Raw genomic sequence first — 21,457 nt, 5'->3', positions numbered from 1 at the left:
TGTGAACCCTCAGTCCACTGACCCCCACTGTCGCGACATCGCCGTCGTCGGGATGGCCGCCGAACTGCCGGGCGCCGACGATCTCGACGCCTTCTGGGAGAACATCCGCGCGGGTGAGGAGTCCATCACGCACGGCTCCCCGCGCGTCGTCGAGGACCCCGTGACCGGCCGCCGCTGGGTGCGCGCCCGCGGCGTCCTGAAGGACGTCCGCCGCTTCGACGCCGAGTTCTTCGGCATCCCGCGCCGCGAGGCCGAAATCCTCGACCCGCAGCACCGGCGGCTGCTGGAGCTGTCCTGGAACGCCATGGAGGACGCCGGCTACGACCCGTACCGGGTGCGGGAGACCGTCGCCGTCTACACCTCGGTCGGCCCCAACACCTACTACGGCACCAGGGACTTCGGAGCCCGCTCGGCGGCCGAGCGCATGCTGATCCAGCTGTCGAACGGGCCCGACACCCTGCCCACCCGTATCTCCTACAAACTGGGCCTGACCGGCGAGAGCGTCAACGTGCAGTCCGCGTGCTCCTCGGCCGCCGTCGCCGTCCATCTGGCCTGCGAGGCGCTGCGCGAGGGCCGCGCGGACATGGCGCTGGTCGGCGCGGCCAGCATCAGCGCGCTGGAGACACTCGCGTACGAGCATCAGGACGGGTTCATCCTGTCCGCGGACGGCAGCACCCGCGCCTACGACAAGGGCGCCAGCGGCTACGTGGAGGGCGACGGCGCCGGTGTGCTCGTCCTGCGCCGCCTCGACGACGCCCTGGAGCGCCGGGACAACGTCCACGCCGTGATCAAGAGCAGCGCGGTGAACAACGACGGCCGCGCCAAGGCCGGTTACTCGGCGCCCAGCGTGGACGGACAGTCCCGGGTCATCCGGGCGGCGCTGGAGGCCTCCGGGGTCCCCGCCGACACCATCGCCCTGGTCGAGGGCCACGGCACCGGCACCCAGGTAGGGGACCCGATCGAGGTACGCGGTCTGGCCCGCGCCTACCGGGCCTTCACCGACCGCACCGACTACTGCGCCCTCGGCTCGGTCAAGGCGAACATCGGCCATCTGTGCTTCGCCTCCGGCATCGCCGGGCTGCTCAAGGCCGTCCTGTGCCTGGTCCACGGCGAACTGCCGCCCATGGCCGTCCTGGAGGAGCCCAACCCGGACATCGACTTCACCGGCACGCCGTTCTACCTCAACCGGACGCTCAAGCCGTGGCCGCAGCCCGGCCCCCGCCGGGCCGCCGTGAGCTGTTTCGGGATGGGCGGCACCAACGCCCACTTCATCCTCGAACAGGCACCCGAACAGGCACCCGAACCGGTGACCGGTGACCGGGAATCCGGCCCCCGACGGTCCCTCCCCGTGGTCCTGTCGGCCCACAGCGCCGAGGCTCTGACGGAGGTCAGGCGTCGCCTGGCCGCTCACCTGCGCGCCCACCCGGACACCGACCTCGGCGCGCTCGCCCACACGCTCGCCACCGGCCGCCGTCCGCTCGCCCACCGCTGGGCCGTGGCGGTCGACTCCTGCGAGGCACTGCTGCGCGCGCTCGACGGCGCTCCGCCCGCCCCCGACGGCTCTCCGGCCGCCGAACTCGCCCGGACCTGGGCCGAGGGCGGCGCCGTGGACTGGGACGAGGTGTTCGACACCGCCGACCGGCGCCGGATCTCGCTGCCCGGCTACCCGTGGCAGGGCGAGCGCCTGTGGATCGAGGCCGCCCCGGCCGGCACCGAGGGCGGCATCGAACCGGAGGCGGAAGAGCAGGCCCCGGTCGCCGAATGGCTCCACCGGCCCGCCTGGGAACGGACCGCGCTGCCCCGGCCGTACCTCACCGGCGACCTGCCGCCCGTCGACGGCGTCACCCTGCTGTTCGGCGACGGCGACGGCGACGGCGACGGCGACGGCCCGGCCGGCCCGCTGGCTGCCGAGCTGAGCGCGGCGGGACGCACCGTGCTGCACGTCGCGCCCGGCGACCGGTTCGAGGTCACCGACGACCACCACGCCGTCGTCCGGCCCGCGGTGGCCGAGGACTTCCACCAGTTGGTGGACTGGGCCGTGACACGCGGTGGCCAGGTCGCCGAGGTCGTCCACCTCTGGTCCTACGGCGCCCCGGCCGACCAGGACACCGGCATCGCCCGGGGCGCCCTCGCGGTACTGCACCTGGTACAGGCCCTCGCCACGGCACGGCAGAGCGCCGACCTGTGGATCGGCACCGAGAACGCGCAGACCGCCGCCGCCCCACGCCCCGGGGCCACCGTGTCCGAGGACGCCCGCCGGACCCTGCGCCTGGAGGCGTCCGCGGTACTGGGACTGTGCCGGGTCATTCCGCAGGAGCACCCGGAACTGCGCTGCCACGCCGTCGACTTCGCCCTGGACACCCCACCCGGGCAGGCCGTCGCGGGACTGCTCGCGGAAATGGCCTCCCCGGGCGGCGACCCCGAGGTGGTGTACCGGGGCGGCGACCGGCTGCTGCCCACGGTGGAGCCGCTGCCCGCCCCCGACGGCGGCCCCGTGCCGGTGCCCGTACGCCCCGGCGGCGTGTACCTCGTCACCGGCGGCCTGGGCCGGATCGGACTGGTGATCGCCGAGGAGTTCGCGCGCACCGCCCCGGTCCGCCTGGCGCTCGTCTCCCGCACCCCCGACCCGGACGCGCCGGGCGTGCGCCGACTGCGCGAACTGGGCGCCGACGTGCTCGTGCTGGGCGCCGACGTGGCCGACGAGACCGTGATGCGAGAGGTCGTCGACACGATTCACGCCCGATGGGGAACCATCGACGGAGTGGTGCACTCGGCGGGCATCGAGGAGAGCCGCAACTTCTCCTTCATCGCCGAGACCGGCACCGACCAGGCCGTGGCCGCCCTGCGGCCCAAGGTGCCCGGCATCGCCGTCCTGGACCGGGTGACCCGCGACGAGCCACTGGAGTTCTGCCTGGTCTGCTCCAGCCTCGACACCCTGCTCGGCGGCATCGCCTTCGGCATCTACTCGGTGGCCAACCGCTACCTCGACGGCTACGCGCACCGGCGGCGCGCCCACGGCGCCCCCTGGATCAGCGTGGACTGGGACTCGTGGCAGTTCGACCGACCCGGCTCCGGACGCATCGGAGCCGCCGCCGCCCGCACCGCAATCCGCCCCGGCCAGGCGGGCGACATCCTGGGCGCCGTGCTGACCAGCGGCGAAGCCCAGTGCGTCGTCTCCACCGTGCCCCTGGCGAGCCGTATCGAGCGCATCCGCCGCGCCTTCGAACGCCGCCGACAGGACGCCGCCGTACACGAGGGCGCACCGCACGCCCGTACCCGCGAGGAGATCGGCAGCCTCGTCCGCGACGTCGTAGGGGAGATCACCGACACGCCCGCGCCGCGGGACGAGGACGAACTGCTCGCCGTCGGCTGCGACTCGCTCGCCCTGCTGGAGGTCGTGGTCCGGCTGGAGGGCGCGCTGGGGCTCAAGCTGCCCATGGCCGACCTGTGGGGCTGCTCCACCCTGTCCGACCTCGCCCAGGTGTGCCGGGCGAGCGCCGGAGCACACGGGGCGGACGACGGCGACGGCGCCGAGGAGGCGCTGCGCCATCTCGCCGGCTGACGCGGCACGGCGCTCCGCGCACCCCGCGGAGCGCTCCCGGGACCTCCACCACAGGCGTCTCGCGCAGACGCCGGCCGAAGACAGGTGACCCAACCGATGCAATTCGACCTTGCCAGGGCACGCGCCGACACACCGGGTGTCGCGCATGTCGTGCACCTGAACAACGCGGGCGCCAGCCTGGCCCCACGCGCGGTGACCGACGCGATGACCGGGCATCTCGCGCTGGAGAGCACCATGGGCGCGTACGAGGCGGCCGAGCGAGCCCACGAGGCGGTCGCCCGTGCCCATGACGCGCTCGCCGCGCTGCTGAACGCGCACCCCGATGAGATCGCGATCCTGGACAGCGCGACCCGCGCCTGGGGCATGGCGCTGTCCAGCATCCCGCTGCGGCGGGGGGACCGGGTGCTGCTGTCGCCCGTCGAGTACGGCAGCAACCACATCTCGCTGCTCCACCTCGCCGAACGCACCGGCGTGTCCCTCGAGTTCCTGCCGGTCGACGACGACGGCCTCGTCGACACGGCCGCGCTGGAGCAGTGCCTGGACGAGCGGGTCAAGCTCGTGGCCCTGGCGCATGTGCCCATGCACGACGGCCTGGTGAACCCGGTCGCCGAGGTGGGCAAGGTGGTGCGCCGGACCGATGCCCTGTTCCTCGTGGACGCCTGCCAGTCGGTGGGCCAGCTGCCGGTGGACGTCCGGGACTTCGGCTGTGACCTCCTGGTGGGCTGCGGCCGCAAGTATCTGCGCGGCCCGCGCGGCACCGGTTTCCTCTACGTGGCCCGCGACGTCGCCCCCCGCCTCACTCCGCCGGTGCTCGGCCTGGACGGCGTCGAGTGGCATGCGGGGAAGTACCGGCTCGCCCCGGGCGCGCGCCGCTTCGAGACCTGGGAGGTCAACGCCGCCGCCCGGATAGGGCTCGGGGTGGCCGTCGACTACGCCCGCGGTTGGGGAGTGGAGCGCACCTGGCAGCGGATCCGCTCGCTGGCCGCCGGGTTGCGCGCCGACCTGGCCGGCGTGCCGGGCGTCACGGTGCAGGACCGGGGCGTGGAACGGTGCGGCAACATCGCCGTCACCTTCGCCGGCCTGGACCCCTTCCAGGTGCGCGCCGAGCTGCTGCGCGCCGGCATCAACAGCTGGGTGTGCCTGGACAACGCCGCGTGCCACGACATGCAACAGCGCGGCCTCGGCCGCCTCTTGCGGATCTCCGTCCACTACTACAACAGCGAGGACGAGCTGGAGCGGCTGTGCTCGGTGCTCGCCGGTCTGACCTCAGGAACGAAAGAGAGGGCCTTCGTATGACGGCATCGGCATGGGTCAAGCGGCCGCGGCCGCGGCCCGGGGCCCGCGCGAGAGTGTTCTGCGTCCCGCACGCCGGGGCGGGACCGTCGTCCTACGCGCACTGGGTTTCCGAACTGCCCGAGGACGTCGAGCTGTGCCTGGTGCATCTGCCGGGACGGGAGGCACGGCTGGCCGAGCTGCCGCTCGACGACATCACGGCCATCGCCCGGCGCGTCGCCCGCGCCTGCGCGGACCTGCTCGACCTGCCCTTCGTCATGTTCGGGCACAGCATGGGCGCACTCGTCGCCTACGAGACGGCCCGGCGGCTCACCGTCCAGCCCCGCCGGCTGTTCGTCTCCGCCTGCCCGCCCGCGCACCGGCTGGTGGAGGAGCCGCCCGTCGCCCACCTGCCCGACGACGAGTTCCTCGCCGAGGTCCGCCGCTCCTACCAGGGCATACCGGACGAGGTGTGGAACGACCGGGCCCTGATGCGGATGATGCTGCCCGCCCTGCGCGCCGACTTCGCCGCGTACGAGACCTACGAGTGGGTCCGGCGCGCCCCGCTGAGCTGTCCCGTCACCGTGCTGGGCGGCTCCGCGGACACCCTGGTGCCCACCGGTTCGCTCGCGGGCTGGGCCGAACTGACCGAGGGGGAGTGCGCGGTCGAGGTGTTCGACGGCGGGCACTTCTACCTCACGCAGGCCCGCCGCACGGTCCAGGGCATGGTCACCGCGGCGCTCCTGACCGACGAGGCCCCGGCCGCCGCCGGCGCCGGCCCAAACCGAGGAGCCGGGGCATGACCGTATGGACGACCGAGAATCTGGCCGAGGCGCGCGAGAGGGGCTGGGACGCCGTCGTCCCGCCCGACGACCTCTTCCGCTCCCCGGGCTGGCTGGCGCTGGAGAGTGAACAGACCAACCTCCCGCCCCGCTACTACCTGGCGGGCGAGCCCGGCCGGGCCGAGGCGGGCCTGTCCTGCTACCCGCTGGACGCCTCCTCGGAGCCCTGGCCGTTCATGCGCGTGGACCGGACCGTGCGCATGCTCGCCGCAGCCCGCGGCGTCGAACCGGACGAGGACACCGCCCGAGCCGTCGACGCGCTGCTGCCCACCCGGCTGTTCGGCGGGCGCAGGGTGCCCGATACCGCGCTGGTCACGGCGCCCGGCCTCCCGGAGAACCGGCGCCAACACCGGATCGCCGAACTGATCGCCGCCGGCGAGGACGATGCCCGGGCCGCCGGCGCCGCCAGCTCCGCCTTCCTCTTCGTCGCCGCGTCCGACACCGTGCTGCGGGAGGTGCTGCGCGAACGCGGTTACGCCGAGGTCCCCACCGCCCACTACTCCACCCTCCGGCTGTCCGAGCCGGGCTTCGAGGGCTATCTGCGCCTGCTGCCGAGCGACCGCCGCCGCAAGGTGCGCTACGAGCGCCGCCGTCTGGAGGCGGCCGGTGTCGGCTTCCGGATCGAGCCCCTCACACCCGCCCTGACCGGGGAACTGGTCCCGCTGCTGCTGAAGCACGGCAGCAAGTACGGGCACGCCTACACCCCCGAGGCCATGACCCGCACCGTGCGGCTGCACGCCACGCACTGCGGCGCGGACGCCGAGGTCATCACCGCCCGCTCGCAGGACGGCGTGGTGCGCGGCTTCTCCCTGGTCGTCCGCCGCGGCTCACGCCTGTACATCCGCCTGACCGGCTACGACTACGACTGGCAGGGCAAGCTGCCGCTGTACTTCGCCCTCTGTTTCTACGAACCCGTGGAGCACGCGAGCCGGATCGGCGCGACGACCCTCGACTACGCCGTCGCCTCCGAGAGCACCAAGCTGTCCCGTGGCTGCACCCAGGAACGGCGGTTCGGCTACGTCAAGGCGTTCGACCCGACGACCCACACCACCGTCGCCCGGCTGCTCGCCCGTCTCGGCGACGACCCCCGCACCGCCCGCGTCGACGCCCCGCGCGCCGCCGCCGGAGCCCGACTCGAACTGCCGTGAGCGGGCCGGCCCGGACCGGCCGTCATCCGAAGTATTTCTGTGCCTCCCGTACGCCCCGGGCCAGCGTCTCCACCTCTTCGGGGGTGTTGTAGACGTAGAAGCTCGCGCGGGTCGTCGCCGCGACGCCGAAGCGCTGGTGGAGGGGGCGGGCGCAGTGGTGGCCGACGCGGACGGCCACGCCGACTTCGTCCAGTACCTGACCGACGTCATGGGCGTGGATCCCGTCCACGGTGAAGGCGACGGTGGCGCCGCGGTCCTCGGTGGTCCGGGGCCCGATGACGGACACGCCCGGGATGTCGGACAGCAACGCGAGTGCCTGCTCGGTGAGTTCGACCTCGTGCCGCTCGACCTGCTCCATCCCGAGCGCTGTGAGGTAGTCCACGGCCGCGGCCAGACCGACTGCCTGTGCCGTCATCGGCACCCCTGCCTCGAAACGCTGCGGCGGCGGCAGATACGTCGACCGCTCCATGGTGACGACCTCGATCATGGAGCCACCGGTCAGGAAAGGCGGCAAGTCCGCAAGGAGGCGACGGCGGCCCCACAGGACGCCGATGCCGCCCGGGGCGAGCATCTTGTGCCCGGAGAAGACCAGGAAGTCGGCGCCGAGCGCCGCCACGTCGACGGGGCGGTGCGGCACGGACTGGGCCGCGTCCAGGAGGACGAGCGCGCCGACCCGCCTGGCCCGCTCGGCGATCAGCTCGACGGGGTTGAGCGTCCCCAGGACGTTGGACTGGTGCGTCAGGGCGACGACGGCGGTGTCCTCGGTGATCAGGTCGTCGATCGACGTCAGGTCGAGCCGGCCCTCGTCGGTCAACGGGAACCAGTCGAGCGTCGCCCCGGTCCGGCGGGCGAGTTCCTGCCACGGCACCAGGTTGGCATGGTGTTCCATCTCGCTGACCACGATGTTCTTGCCGGCCGTGACGGTGCCGGTGAGACCCAGCGCGTAGGCCACGAGGTTGATGCCCTCCGTGGCGTTCTTGACGAAGACCACCTCGTCGGGCTCGGCCCCGATGAACCCTGCCACCGTGGCCCGCGCCGCCTCGTAGATCTCGGTGGCCTCCTCGGCGAGCTGGTGGGCGCCCCGGTGGACGGCGGCGTTGTGCCGGAGGGTGAAATCGCGCTCGGCGTCCAGCACGTGGACCGGCTTCTGGGAAGTGGCCGCGGAGTCCAGGTAGACCAACGGGGCGCCGCCACGCATCACTCTGCCCAGAATGGGGAAGTCGCCCCTGATGTCCCGCACGTCGAGTCCGAGATCCACTGACATGTGTACGCCCTCTCGTTCTTCCTGGCTCACCTAACGGAATCTACTCCATTTCTCTGTTAGGGGGCATGGAGGGGTGCCCTGACCCGTTGAGCGGCACGGGAGGGGTTGGAGGTATGAACGCACGTCGCGGCGGGCATGGCGGCGGCCGCCGCTCTACGACGTGCCTCCCTCCACAGTCCGTGAGGACTGTGACGGGCGCGTCCACAGCGGCCGGGTGCCCAGGCCGGCAATGTCCAGGGCGAGTTCGGCGTACATCGCGTTCGCCCAGGAGAACCAGGGGCGGGTGTACCGGCGGGGGTCGTCCTTGTGGAACGACTCGTGCATCTGGCCCGTTCCCGCGTCGGTCGCCAGCAGTGTCCGCAGGGCCGTGACGCGCTCCGCGGGGTCGCCGCTGGTCAGGCCCTGGACGGCGATGGCGATGGGCCAGATGTGCTCGTCGGGCGTGTGCGGGCTGCCGATGCCTTCGGCCGCCGTCCCCCGGTGCCACGTGGGGTTGGCGGGGGAGAGGGCGAAGGCCCGTGTGGCGCGGTACACCGGGTCCGTGGCGGGGATGTTCGCGACCAGGGGGAGCGAGAGCAGTCCCGGCATGTTGGCGTCGTCCATCAGGAGCGCGTTGCCTCTGCCGTCCACCTCGTACGCGTAGATCAGGCCGAACTCGGGGTGGTCCACGGTGCCGTGTCTTGCCGTGGCCGTTCTCAACTCCGCCGCCAGCAGGGCCGCGCTGTCGGCGAGTTCCGTGTCGTGGGCATGGCGGGCCAGTTCGGCAGCGCCGTCGAGCGCGGCCGCGGCACACAGGTTCGCCGGGACGTTGTACCCGTGGACGCACGCGTCGTCGCTGGGCCGGAAGCCGCTCCAGGTCATCCCGGTCGGAGCGACCGGAGTTCCGCGTCCGTCGTTCGGCAGGGTGTCGCTCGGCGGACCGTCCTCGCGGCGGAAGCGGTAGGCGGAGAGCCGTTCGTGGTCCTGCTCCGTGCGCCAGACCGCGATGGCCGTACGGGCCGCGCCGAGCGCCTGGGCGACGTGGTCGGTGCGCCCGCTCGCCAGCCAGAAGCGGTGTGCCAACAGGAGGGGAAAGGCAAGGGAGTCGACCTCGTACTTCTCCTCCCACACCCAGGGGTCCTCGCACAGGTCCCGGGGATCATGGGCCCGCCCCGACGGCTCCGCGTTGAAGGCATTGGCGTAGGGATTCCGTGCGATCTGCTGGAACTGGCGCCGCAACACGGCCAGCAGCAGATCCTGGAGAGGCTCGTCCTCCTGACAGAGCGCCAGGAACGGCATCATCTGTGTGGAGGAGTCACGGAGCCACATGGCGGGGATGTCGCCGGTCACGACGAAGGCGGTGCCGTCGGGCATCGGCCGGATGGTGCGGGCCAGGGTGTCGTCCAGGCAGCGCACCAGCGTCTCGCCCACACGCGGGTCGGCGAGGTCGGCGAGGTCGTCCAGCCGGCGGACCGCACGCCGGACGGTCGGGTGGTCCTTGACGCTGGTCGGGAAGTGCATGGGAAGCCTTTCGGGTCGGCTCGGTCGGCCGTGGGCCTCCTCGCCTGGCGGGGGCGAGGCACCGGCGCGCGTCGGCGCGCTCTCGGGCCTCGGCCGTCGGGTACCGACGCGGGACGTCAGACGCGAGGAGTCCGGGGCGGGTGGGCCGCGTCGTCCGTGTCCGTGGAGGGCGCGCCGTACCGGACGACGCGGGTCGGGACCGTGACGCGCCGGGAGGCGGGCGGTGCCTCCTCGTCGTGTTCGAGGCGGTCGATCAGCAGGCGTGCGGCCTGACGGCCGATCTCGTCGGCGTCGTAGGAGACGAGGGTCAGGGGCAGGCCGAGGACGTCGGACAGGTCGAAGTCGTCGAAGCCCGCGACGGGCAGGGACGCTCCCGACTTGTACAGGGCCCGGATCGCGCCCTGGCTGATGCGGTTGTTGGTGCAGAACAGCGCCGTGGGGCGGTCGGCCTGTCCGAGGAGTTCGAGGGTGGCCCGCTCCGCCGTCGAGGAGTCGGTCAGACCCTGGCGGATGAGGGCGTTGTCCGGCTCGATGCCGACTTCCTCGTGCGCCGCCCAGAAGCCGCGCAGCCGTTCGGCGCCGGTGTAGAGCGCCGGCGGGTTGCCGAGGAAGGCGATGCGGGAGTGACCGTCGGCCAGGAGGCAGGCGGTGGCCTCGCGGGCGCCGTGGAAGTCCTCGACCAGCACACAGTCGGTGTCGAGTCCGGCGGGCGGCCGTGCGGCGAGGACGACCGGGACATGCCGCATGGCGGCCGCGAGGTGCTGCTGCCTGCTGCCCGCCGGGACGACGATCAGACCCTCGACCTGGTGATCTATGAGCCCGTCGATCAGTCCGGGCTCTCGGTCGGCCTGCTCGGCGGAGTTGCTGAGGAGCATGCGGAAGCCGTACTCCGTGGCGACTTCCTGGACGCCGAGCGCGAGGCGCGAGTAGAAGGGGTTGGCGAGGTTGGTGACGACGAGGCCGATCATCCCGCTGCCCCCGAGGCGGAGGCTGCGCGCGGTCTGGTTACGGCGGTAGCCCAGTTCCTCGACCGCCGCGAAGACCTTCTCCCGGGTCGCTTCCGACACGCCGGGGGCGTTCTTGAGGACACGGGACACGGTCATGGCGCTGACCTGCGCGAGCCTGCCGACGTCGTGCATGGTCGGCCCACCGGCCCGGCGAGCGGTCATGCCCGTGCTCCTTCCTCTGCCTGCCTGTACCGGCGCGGTCGTCCTCATGGGGCGCCCTGCCCCCTCCGCGCCCAGTGGGCGGCCCCGATCAGAGGGGCCTCCGCGGGCCGGAGAGCCGGCAGGACGGGTACGTCCGGCCGCTCGCCCGTGGCCAGCCCGGCGGTGAGCGCGGGGTGGATCAGGTTCCATGACTGGGCCATGGAACCTCCGACGACCACCGCGGTGGCCTCGAAGAGGCCGATCCAGGGAGCCAGAGCCCGGCCGAGTGCGTCGAAAGCGTAGCGGAAGGCCTCCGCCGCCGCGGCCTCGCCCTGCACGGCACGCAGGGCTATCTCGTGCACGTCGGGGCCGTGTTGTTCCTCGGGACCGTCTTCGTCATTCGCCGCGAGCCCGCCGTACAGGGCGCGGATGCCGCGGCGCGACACGGTGTCCTCCAGCGGCCGGCCGTGCACCGTCAGACGGTGCACATGTCCGCTGGGCGGCACCGACGGGCCGGTGTGGACGGGGCGTCCCGCGGACAGGAACGACGACCCCACCCCCGTGCCCAGCGTCAGGCAGACGACCCGCTCGTGGCCCCGGGCGGCGCCGGCGCGGTGCTCGCCGATGGCGAACGCGTCGGCGTCGTTGAGGAAGCACAGCCGCTCGGCCCTGCCGGTCAGCCGCTCGCGCAGGCCCGCTCCCACGTCGACGCCCGCCAGCGACTCGAACTTGCCCACCCCGGCGAAGCGGCCGACGCCGGTGGGGTAGTCGAACGGGCCGGGCATCGCCACACCCCACCGCGGGTCGTGGCCGGCGGGCAGTTCGGACGCGGCCGAGGCGATGGCGTCGAGGATCTCGTCGGCCCCGCCGTGCGAGCGCAGCGGCCTGCGGAGCACCGTCGAGGGGACGGGGCGGCTCGTGCCGGCGTCCACGAGCGCGGCGGTGACATGGGTGCCGCCGACGTCGAGGACCGGGACCGGCGCCGGGGCGGCTCCCGCGCGGGCGGCGGTCACGGTTCGACCACCAGCGCCTTGACGATCCGCACCTCGTCGCCGCCGAGCGCGCGCACCCGGTACGGGCCGACGGCGGCGGGGATCGTGAGGGTCTCCGCGAAGGCGAGTTCGTGCGTACGCCCGTCGCCGGTCTCCACGACGGCGCCCTCGCCCGCGGCGACGTTGAGGATGTGGAAGCGGCCCGCGGTGTCGTCGGGGACGGCCGCGCCCTCCGCCACGACGAGGCGGTGCACCGCGTAGAACATCTCGGGCAGCGCGCCGATGACCTCCTCGCGCCAGCCGTTGCCGGACCGGAGCGTGCGCGGCTGCTGCACGAGTTCCTTGGTGACGTCCTCGCCGCGCCGGGCCGTGTCCAGGTTGGCGAAGCCGTGCTCGTACGGAAGGGGCCGGGACGCGCCGGCGGCGTCCTTGCGCAGCCAGTCGTAGAACCGCAGGGAGTACAGGTACGGGGTGGCGCTCACCTCGAGGACCAGGTTGCCCGCGCCGGAGGCGTGCGGGGTGCCGGCCGGGATCATGAACAGCTGTCCCACCGTCGCCGGGTGGGACTGGACGTGGTCCTCGACGGGTATCGGGGTGCCGTCGGCGATGGCCTCCTCCACCTGGCGCCGCATGGTGGCGGGATCCGCCCGCTCGGTGAGGCCGAGCAGCACCTGGGAACCCTCCTCGGCGGCGGTGACGTAGTACGTCTCGTGCTGGGTGTACGGCCAGCCGAACACCTCCCGCATGTACCGCTCCCGCGGGTGAAGGTGCAGGGACAGGTTGCCGCCGCCCATCGTGTCGAGGTAGTCGAAGCGGATGGGGAAGGAGGTGCCGAACCTGCGGTGCACCTCGTCACCGAGCATGTCCACGGGGTGCTCGACGCACAAGAGCTGGAAGGGGATCTCGACCTGCGCCCCGTCCTTCTCTCCGACGAGGACTCCCGCCTCGGGGGCGATCAGCTCGTAGCCGAGCGCGGTGTTGCCGCCCTGCGGGGTGAAGCCGAGTTCGCTCGCCGCCCATTGGCCGCCCCACGGGGTGGAGTTGAAGTACGGGCGGGTGCGGACCGGGCCGCGCGCCAGATGCGCGAGGGTGGCGCGCAGGGCGGCGCCGTCCAGGGAGGCGGGGCGGGCGGGGTCCTGCGTGTCGATCCACCGGTCGACGCGTCCCGCGATCGCGTCGCGGTGCCGGTCGAGGACCGGCCAGTCGGTGTAGAACAGGCGTACGAGATCACCGGGCTGGGCGGGGCGGCCCAGGTTGACGCCGACCGGCAGCTCGCCCTTCGACACCGCCGCCTCGGCGTACCGCTTCGGCAGGTCCGCGTACCACAGCACGTCGGGGTCGCACAGTGAGGCACCCGGCCCGTACACCACCCGTACCGCGTCCCGCGTGGGGCGCCCGGGCCGCGGCGCGGCGTCGAACAGGTCCGCGACCTGCGCCCGGGACAGCGGGGTGAAGAACGGGTCGCCGGCGGGGACGGGCGCGGCGGTCAGCCGCTCGTCGGCCGCGGTCGCGTAGTGGTCGCGGACGTCGAACAGGTCCACGTCCCGGCCTGTCGAGCGCACGGCCGCCGCCAGGCCTTCGGTGAGCGCGGCCCAGTCCAGGGCGGCGGGTCCGTCGACGGCCAGGACGAGCGGGCCGAGCGGCAGCCCCGCGACCGGAACCGACCAGCCGGCGGCCACCTCCCCGGCGGCCGGCCGGTAGCTGGGGAGGGGGTCGTACGTACGGGACACGGGCACAGCTGCTCCTCACTCGGCTCCATGGTGTGCTGGTTAACGATAACGCTGCCCGGCCGACGGTGTCCATGCCCGTCCCGTACGAAAGCGAAAAGCTCGCACCTCGCTGAGCTGCGAATATGTGTGCCACTTCATCGATCGACGATTCTCTTCGCCCTCGACTATTGCTCTGGCCGGAATGGTGTCGTTAACCTCCACGACACACGCACTGGCGGCACCAGGGGTTCTCCGGCGTCATGTGCGCCTGGCGGTTCACATCCGGCCATGCAGGTGGCCCGATTCCGTGAAGGTGATCAATGTCAGCATCGGGCAGGACCAGCAGTGCGGGCGTACCGCTTGCTCGGCGCCGCTTCCTCGCCACCGTGGCCGCCGGCGCGGCCGCCGTGACGGCGGCCGGCTGCGCCCGCGGTGCCAGCACGTCCGCGCAGCCGGGCACCACGAGTCTTTCCAACGACAACGCGACCTGGGACGACGGCTACCGCAAGGCCGGCCTGGAGCTGGAGAAGATCACCGGCTACTCGCTCAGGCCGCTGTCGAATCCGTCCGTCACCTCGTACCAGCAGGTCGTACAGATGACGCTGGAGACCTCGAAGGCCTCCGACCTCGTCAAGTGGGCGTCGGGCTATCAGCTCAAGCGTCTGGCGCGGGCCGGCGGACTCACCGACCTGAGCCGCGTCTGGCAGCGGTACGCGGACAAGGGATGGGTGCGCGGTGCGTCGCGCGGGGCCGTCTCCTACCGCGGCAAGGCGTTCGGGATCCCCCTGTACGAGTCGTACTACGTGCTGTTCTACAGCAAGCCGGTGTTCAAGAGGCTCGGGCTGTCCGAGCCGCGCAGCTGGGACGAACTGCTGCACTGCGCCGAGGTCCTCAAGCGCAACAAGATCACGCCGTTCCTCGCCAGCCAGGTGGGCGGCTGGCCCGCGATCGAGTGGTTCCAGGAGCTGGTCAGCAAGGTCGACCCGCTCTTCTACCAGGAGTTGGTGACGGGAAAGGCCTCCTACACCGATGCCCCGGCCCGCCAGGCCATGGACATCTGGCAGGACTTCATGCGCAAGGGCTGGATGACCGCGCCCGACTTCGACCAGGCGCGCGGTCCCGGCGCCCTGAAGGAGGGCACGGTCGGCATGTTCCTGCACGGCACCTGGCAGGCCGCCGGCATGTCGGCCGCGGGCATGGAACCGGGCGTCGACTACGGCGCCTGCATCCTGCCCACGGTGCGGCCCTCCACCCCCAAGAGCGTGATCGCCGAGTCCGGTGTCTTCGTGGTGCCCAGCCGCGCCTCGTCGCACGAGGCGGCGATGGCGAACGTCGGGGCCTGGCTCGACCCGTCCGTGCAGCGGGTGTGGAGCGACTTCCTCCAGGACAGCTCCGCCAATCCGCGGGTGCGCGCCGGCAACCCGGTGGTGGCCGGGCTCCAGCGGGACATCGCCCGCAACAGGCGGCTGCCGCTCGTCCGGTACTGGGAGGCCAGTCCGCCGAGCCTCATCCAGGGCAACTCCAGCGATCTCGGCGGGTTCATGGCCGGGCAGACCTCACCGGCCACCACGCTGCGGCGGATGCAGGAGCGCGCGGTCAGCGAATGGGCGGCCTGGAAGCGAGACGAAGCATGAGCATGCCTACGACCGACCGACGACCGTCGGCCCCGCTCGGCGAGCCGGCGGCTCCCGGGCCCGCGGCGCGGCGCCCGTCCCTCACGCGCACGGCCCGTGCGACGCGTGAACGGCTGGCGGCCGGCGGGTTCATGGCCCCCGCCGTCCTCCTCGTCACGCTGTTCCTGCTGGCCCCGTTCGTGTGGACCGTCCACCGCAGCTTCTTCGGCGACTCACGGACCACGCCGTTCGCCTGGTTCGACAACTACACGCTGTTCGCCTCCGACCCGGCCCTTACGCGCTCCGTCCAGAACACCCTGATGTGGGTGGTGGGCACGGTCGTGCTCCCCTTCGTCCTCGGGCTCGCCATCGCCTGTATGACCGACGCGAGCCGCTTCTCCCGCCTGGCCCGGCTGTGCGTCGTCCTGCCGTACGCGCTGTCGGGATCCGCCGTGGCGGTGGTGTGGAACTTCATGCTCACCACGGACGGGGCCGTCAACCAGGTTTTGGACACGTTCGGGCTCGGCTCGCTGGCCCAGGGCTGGCTGCTGACCTGGCCCGGCAACACCGTCGTGATGATCCTCGCCAACGCCTGGCAGGCCACCGGCGTCGCCGTGATCCTCTTCCTGGTCGGGCTGCAGTCCATCCCGCCGGAGACGATCGAGGCCGCCTCCCTGGACGGCGCGACCGGCTGGCAGCGCTTCCGCCACGTCGTCCTGCCGCAGCTCCGCCCGGTGTCGATCATCGTGATCGGGATGAGCCTGGTGAACGGCCTCAAGTCCTTCGACCTGATCTGGGTGCTCACCCAGGGCGGCCCCGGCCGGGCCACCGAGACGCTCGCCGTGTCCATGTACAACGAGACCTTCCTGGAACTGCGGCCCGGCGCGGGAGCGGCCATCGCGGTCGTCCTCACCGTGATCGTGCTGGCGGCCTCCTGGGTGTACCTGCGCCGCCAACTCGACGTGAAAGGCGTATGACGATGTCCCTCGGTCGCGCTGTGCGCAACACCATCATCGCCCTGCTCGCCGTGGTGTGGCTGATCCCCACCTGGCTGCTCGTCGTCAACGCGCTGGTCCCCGCGGAGAGTTACTCCGGCAGCCCCCACTGGCTGCCGCAGGAGTTCGGGCTGTTCGACAACATGTCCCAGGCCTGGGACAAGGCCAACCTGGGCCCGGCGCTGGGCAACAGCCTGCTGTACGCCGTCGTCAGCGCCCTGGCCGCCGCGGTCGTCGCCGGCTTCGCCGCGTTCGCCACAGTGATCATGCCCGTCAAGCGGCGGGCCCTGTGGTTCTGGGTGATCTACGCCGGGACCCTGCTGCCCCTCCAGGTCTTCATCCGGCCGCTGTTCCTGTCCTACGCGCGCACCTCGCTGTACGACACCCAGATCGGACTCGTCCTGCTCTACACGGCGATCGCGATCCCGTTCGCGTTCTTCGTCATGCGCAACTACGCCCTCACGCTGCCGCGGGAGGTCGTGGAGGCCGCCCGTATGGACGGCGCCTCGTGGTGGCGGGTGTTCTGGCAGATCCACGTGCCGCTCACCCGGTCCGCGATGATCGCCGTGTTCGTGTTCCAGTTCGTGGCCGTCTGGAACGACCTGATGTTCGGCATCACCATGGTCACCAGCCGCAACATCCGCCCGGTGATGGCCGCGCTCGCCGACCTCCAGGGCAACTACTCCAACGTCGGGCCGCCCGTCGTCCTCGGCGGCGCCCTCCTGGTGTCGCTGCCGACCGTGGTGCTCTTCTTCTGCGCCCAGCGCTTCTTCGTCAGCAGCCTCAAGATCCACGGCTGAGCCCGCACATCCCGGTCCTCCCCGCCTCTCCCTCCCCACCTTCGCGAAGGGAACCACCCATGCCGCGCCCGCTGTTCACCCGTGCCGCGATCTCCGTCGTCTGCGCGGGTCTGCTCTGGACCGCCACGCCCGCACACGCCGACAGTTCCGCACACGCCGCACGTCCGGAACGGGCCCGCCCGGTGTCCTCCGCCGTATGGGCCGACCGCGCCACCCGCGCCTACGACGCCCTCCAGCACCACCTCTACGAGGGTCCCGCCCAGCACGGTCTGTACCTGGAGCACACCCCCCGGCAGGCCAACGACCCCGCGCACTCCTACCTCTGGCCGTTCCGCGAGGCCGCGCAGGCGGCCGTCGACATGCAGCACCTGCCGCGCACCGGGTCCTCCTACCGGGACGACGCGGCGGAGCGGTTCGACACGGCCGAGCTCTACCTCACCGCCGGCCCGCGCCCGGGGTACGAGTCGTATCTGCCGGCCCCGCTGGGCGCGGGCGGCGACATCTACTACGACGACAACGCGGTGGTGGCCCTCTCCCAGCTCGACCAGTACGAGGCCACCGGCGACAGACGCTTCCTGGAGCGCGCCGAGCGGGTCGTCCCCGTGGTCTCCCGCGCCTGGGACGGTGACGGCGCCAAGTCCTGTCCCGGCGGCATGGACTGGTACGACTCCCCGAACAACGCCATCCGGGCCACCAACGTGACCGCCCTGTCGGCGCAGCTCGCCGCCAGGCTCTACGAGCACACCCGCGACCGCGCGTATCTCGGCAAGGCCGAGCAGTGGTACGGCTGGGTGTACTCGTGCATGCGCAAGGCGCCCGGTCTGTACGTCAACGACCGCGGCGACGACGGCAGCGTCAACGAGACCCTGTGGACCTACAACTCGGGCGCCATGATCGGCACGGCCACCGCCCTCTACCGCGGCACCGGCGACACCGCGCACCTGAGGAAGGCGGTCGAGGACGCCGAGGGCTCCCTCGCCCACTGGACCGAGGGCAGTCGTCTGCACGACCAGCCGGCCGTGTTCAACGCCTTCTACTTCAAGGACCTGCTCGACCTGGACGCCGTACGCCCCGACCCCGCGTACCTGCGGGCCATGAGCGCGTACGCGGACAGCACCTACGCGTCGAACCGGGACCCCGCCACCGGCCTGTTCCGCTTCCAGCCCTCCAACGGCGGCGACTACGACCCCGCCGCGCCGGCCGCGACCCTCAACCAGTCGGCCATGGTCCAGATCTTCGCCACCCTCGCCGACGCCACCCACCACCGCCGCGGCTCCCACTGACCCGGCCCCACCCGCACCGCCGCACCCTCGACACGAAGGACCTCACGGACCATGCCCAAGCCCCCGCTGACCCGGCCGTCCTGGTGGGACGCCGACATCGCGCGCGACATCCTCAAGGAGCGCGTGGCCACCACCGCCGGCCTCGGCGGCCTGCGGATACGGCTGTCGGGAGAGCCGCTGCTGCGCCGCGACGACAGGGGCGGCCTGCTGCAGTCCGTCCGGCTGCGGGTGACCGGCCCGGACGGCGCACCCCGCCCGCCGCGCATCACGCGGGCCCACGTCACCACCGAGGGCGGCAGCCCCGTCCACTGCGAGCTCCTGCCGGGACCTGACGGCGACACCCGCCTCCTGGTCCCGGAGGTGGACGCACCCACCTCCCTGCTGATCGAGCTCCCGGACATCGAGGAGGGCACGCGGCTCCCCTTCGAGGCGCGTCCGCAGCGCCACTGGACGCTCCACCTGGTGCAGCACTCCCACCTGGACATCGGCTACACCGACCCGCAGGGCCGGGTGATGGCCGAGAGCCGCGCCTACCTCGACGCACTCCTGGAGCTGTGCCGGGACACCGACGAGTGGCCGGACCCCGCCCGCTTCCGCTGGGCCGTCGAGGGATTCCACTCCTTCCAGGACTGGGCGGCCAACCGGCCCCGCCGCCAGGTGGAGACCTTCCTGAACCGGGTGCGCGAGGGCCGCGTCGAACTCACCGCCATGCCCTTCAACCTGCACACCGAGACCTGCTCCACCGACGAACTGCACGAACTGCTGCGCCCGGTGACCGAGCTGCGCGACCGGCACGGCCTCGACATCACCACGGCCATGCAGACCGACGTGCCCGGCCAGGTCGTGGGCCTGCCCGACGTCCTCACCGACAACGGCATCCGCTACCTGTCCGTCGCGCACAACTGGGCGGGCCGCGCCGTGCCCCACCTCGTCGGCGGCGAACACCTGCCGCGCCTGTTCCGCTGGCAGGCGCCGAGCGGCAACAGCGTCCTGGTCTGGCGCACGGACACCCCGCACGGTCTCGCGTACATGGAAGGGTCCATCCTCGGCTTCGACGAGTCCTACGACCACGTCGACGACCTGCTGCCCGCCTACCTCAGCGCCCTGGCCCGGTTCCCCTACCCGCACGAGGGACGCGGGATCCCCGGCTTCCCCGCCCTCGACCTGCCCGACACGGCCGACCCCTACCCGTGGGACGTGCTGCACCTGCGGGTCCTCGGCAAGTTCGCCGACAACGGCCCGCCGCGCCGCATCATCTCCGACACGGTGCGCCGCTGGAACGAACAGTGGGCGTACCCCCGGCTGCGCGCCTCACGCAACCAGGACTTCTTCGAGGACGCCGAGAAGCGGGTCGGCGACCGCCTGGAGACCTACCGCGGCGACTGGACCGACTGGTGGGTCGACGGCGTCGGCGCGGGCGCCGTACCGCAGGCGGCCACCCGGCGCGGACAGGCCGCCCTCGCCGAGGCGCAGACCGTCTCCGGGTTCGCGCACCTGATGGGCGTGCCCGGCAGCACGGCCGTCACCCGGAGCGCACCGGCCGTGTACCGCTCCGCGTCGCTGTTCAACGAACACACCTGGGGTGCGGGCGACCCCTGGACCCACGGTGACCACGGCCACGGATCCGGTGAGAAGCAGTGGCACTGGAAGTACTCCCAGGCCATGCGCGCCCACGACGACGCCGAGACCCTCCTGGACGCCGCCTCCGCCCTGCTCGGCGAGGCGTTCACCCCGGCCGAGGACGTGCTGGCCTCCTTCTACACGGTGAACACGTGCAGTTGGCCCCGCAGCGAGACCGCACGCCTGTTCCTCCCGGAGAGCACCGTCGCGCTCGACACCCCCGTCCAGGTCCTCGACGCCCGCACCGGCACCCCCCTCCCCTTCACCGAGGAGGCGCAGAGCAACGAACGTCACCGCGCGGCGGGCCGCTTCCTGCACGTGCCCGTGACGGACGTACCTGCCTGCGGCGCCGTACGCCTGGACATCACCGCTTGCGCCGAAACCCCGGCACAGGACGGCGGCGAGGACCCGGCACACAACGTGGAGCCCCCGGCCCCGTCCACCGACGCGACCGTCCTGGAGAACGCTCATCTGCGCGTCACGGTCGACCTGCGCGAGGCGTGCATCGCCTCCGTCGTCGACAAGTCCACCGGGCGGGAGATGGTGCGCCAGGACGCGGTCGTCGGCTTCAACGGATACGTCTACGACGAGTACGCCACGGCCGGCGGCTTCAACCACCAGTCCAGCAAGACCGTGGCCGACGACTCGATGCACCTCCTCGCCTCCCGCACCACCGCACCGCCCGCGGCCCTCGTCGAGCGCACCACGGACGCCACAGGGCAGACCCTCGTCTACGCATGCGCCCCGGCGGGCACCCGCAGGCTCCGGGTGCGGGTGCACCTTCCGCACCACGCGGCCCGCGTCGACATCGAGAACCGCATCGACAAGACCGCGACCCTCACCAAGGAGAGCGCCTACTTCGCCTTCCCGTTCGCCCTCGACAACCCCGTCGTGCACACGGAGGCCACGGGCGGCGTCCTCGGCACCGACCGGGAGACCGTGCCGGGTTCGGCCACCCACATGCGCGCCGTCCGACGCTGGATCAGCCTCAGCGACGGTACCCACCACGCCGCCCTGGCGACGGCCGACGCCCCGCTCGTCCAGCTCGGCGGCATCGCGATCCCCTACGTCCCCTACCCCCAGTCCCTGCCCCAGGAGGAACCGGCCACCGTCTTCTCCTGGGTGCACAACAACATCTGGGACACCAACTTCCCCTCCCAGCAGGCGTTCGACCACGTCTTCCGCTACAGCGTCGGCTTCGGCTCCTGCTCAGCCGGGGACGACACCTCCGCCGGCGCCGACGAACTGGCCGCGCGCGTCGCCGCCGTGACCGGCCACCCGCTCGTGCCGGTACGCGCCCGCGCCGAGTCCGGGGCCGGGGCCGCGACCCCGGCGCAGACGCGGTTCCTGACCGTGGACGACCCCCGGGTACGGCTCGTCGGACTCACCGTCCCCGACGACGGCCGGCTCCTGGTGCGCCTCCAGTCGATGGCCGGTACCCCCGTCACCTGCCGCCTGAGCACGCCGTTCACGGTGACCGGCGCCGCGCGCACCACCTACCTCGGCCTGAATCCGCGTGACATCGGCATGGAGCGGGACGGCTCGGTGCCGGTCGACATTCCGGCACTCGGGACGGCGGCGGTCGTCCTGCACCTGGACTCCTTCGGCGGCGGGGGTGCGGGGTGAGGAACGGGTTCTGTTCCGTCGCCGACCGTCGACCGCCCTGAGCAGGGGGATGCCGCCCCGAAGCGGGGCGGCATCCCCCTTGT

14 protein-coding genes are annotated in these 21,457 nt (G+C 72.4%); 9 read left to right on the top strand and 5 right to left on the bottom strand.

The window, feature by feature from the left end; translation table 11 throughout:
* The first annotated feature begins 1 nt into the window (after position 1).
* From ACFOSY_RS11015 to ACFOSY_RS11000, 4 genes are all read left to right on the top strand, one after another.
* Positions 2-3,562, top strand: coding sequence for an SDR family NAD(P)-dependent oxidoreductase (locus tag ACFOSY_RS11015; protein ID WP_394306573.1), 3,561 nt, complete (start codon positions 2-4; stop codon positions 3,560-3,562).
* 96 nt (positions 3,563-3,658) lie between these two features.
* Entirely contained in the window at positions 3,659-4,858 is a 1,200-nt protein-coding gene (locus ACFOSY_RS11010; protein ID WP_394306572.1) for an aminotransferase class V-fold PLP-dependent enzyme, read from the top strand.
* The gene (locus ACFOSY_RS11005; protein WP_394306571.1) at positions 4,855-5,637 is read left to right on the top strand and encodes a thioesterase II family protein; all 783 of its coding nucleotides are present in this window, start codon (positions 4,855-4,857) and stop codon (positions 5,635-5,637) included. The genes ACFOSY_RS11010 and ACFOSY_RS11005 overlap by 4 nt, the downstream gene beginning before the upstream one ends.
* Complete coding sequence (locus tag ACFOSY_RS11000) at positions 5,634-6,824, top strand: GNAT family N-acetyltransferase (protein ID WP_394306570.1); 1,191 nt, start codon at positions 5,634-5,636, stop codon at positions 6,822-6,824. The genes ACFOSY_RS11005 and ACFOSY_RS11000 overlap by 4 nt, the downstream gene beginning before the upstream one ends.
* Positions 6,825-6,846: 22 nt before the next feature.
* On the opposite strand, the gene ACFOSY_RS10995 is transcribed toward ACFOSY_RS11000, so the two are convergent.
* The 5 genes from ACFOSY_RS10995 to ACFOSY_RS10975 all read right to left on the bottom strand — a co-directional run bounded on the left by ACFOSY_RS10995 (position 6,847) and on the right by ACFOSY_RS10975 (position 13,464).
* Entirely contained in the window at positions 6,847-8,088 is a 1,242-nt protein-coding gene (locus ACFOSY_RS10995; protein WP_394306569.1) for a cysteine desulfurase, read from the bottom strand.
* Between the two features lie 153 nt (positions 8,089-8,241).
* Positions 8,242-9,588, bottom strand: a complete 1,347-nt coding sequence (locus tag ACFOSY_RS10990) for a glycoside hydrolase family 125 protein (protein WP_394306568.1) — start codon at positions 9,586-9,588, stop codon at positions 8,242-8,244.
* A 116-nt stretch (positions 9,589-9,704) separates the two neighbouring features.
* Positions 9,705-10,757 carry a LacI family DNA-binding transcriptional regulator gene (locus tag ACFOSY_RS10985; protein WP_394306567.1) on the bottom strand — a complete coding sequence of 351 codons (1,053 nt, stop codon included), beginning with the start codon at positions 10,755-10,757 and terminating at the stop codon, positions 9,705-9,707.
* A 44-nt stretch (positions 10,758-10,801) separates the two neighbouring features.
* Positions 10,802-11,749 (bottom strand): ROK family protein, encoded by a 948-nt coding sequence (locus ACFOSY_RS10980; protein ID WP_394306566.1) that lies wholly within the window; start codon positions 11,747-11,749, stop codon positions 10,802-10,804.
* Entirely contained in the window at positions 11,746-13,464 is a 1,719-nt protein-coding gene (locus ACFOSY_RS10975; RefSeq protein WP_394306565.1) for a class I mannose-6-phosphate isomerase, read from the bottom strand. Before ACFOSY_RS10975 ends, ACFOSY_RS10980 begins: the two co-directional genes overlap by 4 nt.
* Positions 13,465-13,757: 293 nt before the next feature.
* Between ACFOSY_RS10975 and ACFOSY_RS10970 the strand changes: the two genes are divergently transcribed.
* Genes ACFOSY_RS10970 through ACFOSY_RS10950 form a run of 5 tightly spaced genes read left to right on the top strand, consistent with a single transcriptional unit; the run spans position 13,758 to position 21,374 of the window.
* On the top strand, positions 13,758-15,071 hold the full coding sequence (locus ACFOSY_RS10970; RefSeq protein WP_394306564.1) for an ABC transporter substrate-binding protein: 1,314 nt from the start codon (positions 13,758-13,760) through the stop codon (positions 15,069-15,071).
* A complete protein-coding gene (locus ACFOSY_RS10965; protein WP_394306563.1) occupies positions 15,068-16,027 on the top strand; it encodes a carbohydrate ABC transporter permease in 960 nt (319 codons plus the stop codon). Before ACFOSY_RS10970 ends, ACFOSY_RS10965 begins: the two co-directional genes overlap by 4 nt.
* Complete coding sequence (locus tag ACFOSY_RS10960) at positions 16,024-16,845, top strand: carbohydrate ABC transporter permease (protein WP_203350237.1); 822 nt, start codon at positions 16,024-16,026, stop codon at positions 16,843-16,845. Before ACFOSY_RS10965 ends, ACFOSY_RS10960 begins: the two co-directional genes overlap by 4 nt.
* Before the next feature lie 59 nt (positions 16,846-16,904).
* The gene (locus ACFOSY_RS10955) at positions 16,905-18,128 is read left to right on the top strand and encodes a glycoside hydrolase family 76 protein (protein ID WP_394306562.1); all 1,224 of its coding nucleotides are present in this window, start codon (positions 16,905-16,907) and stop codon (positions 18,126-18,128) included.
* Positions 18,129-18,179: 51 nt separating this feature from the next.
* Complete coding sequence (locus ACFOSY_RS10950; protein WP_394306561.1) at positions 18,180-21,374, top strand: glycoside hydrolase family 38 N-terminal domain-containing protein; 3,195 nt, start codon at positions 18,180-18,182, stop codon at positions 21,372-21,374.
* Positions 21,375-21,457: the final 83 nt, after the last annotated feature.

This window comes from Streptomyces lusitanus (genome assembly GCF_042647945.1).
Classification (GTDB): Bacteria; Actinomycetota; Actinomycetes; order Streptomycetales; family Streptomycetaceae; genus Streptomyces; species Streptomyces pseudogriseolus.
This window is presented reverse-complemented; position numbering and strand designations above follow the sequence as displayed.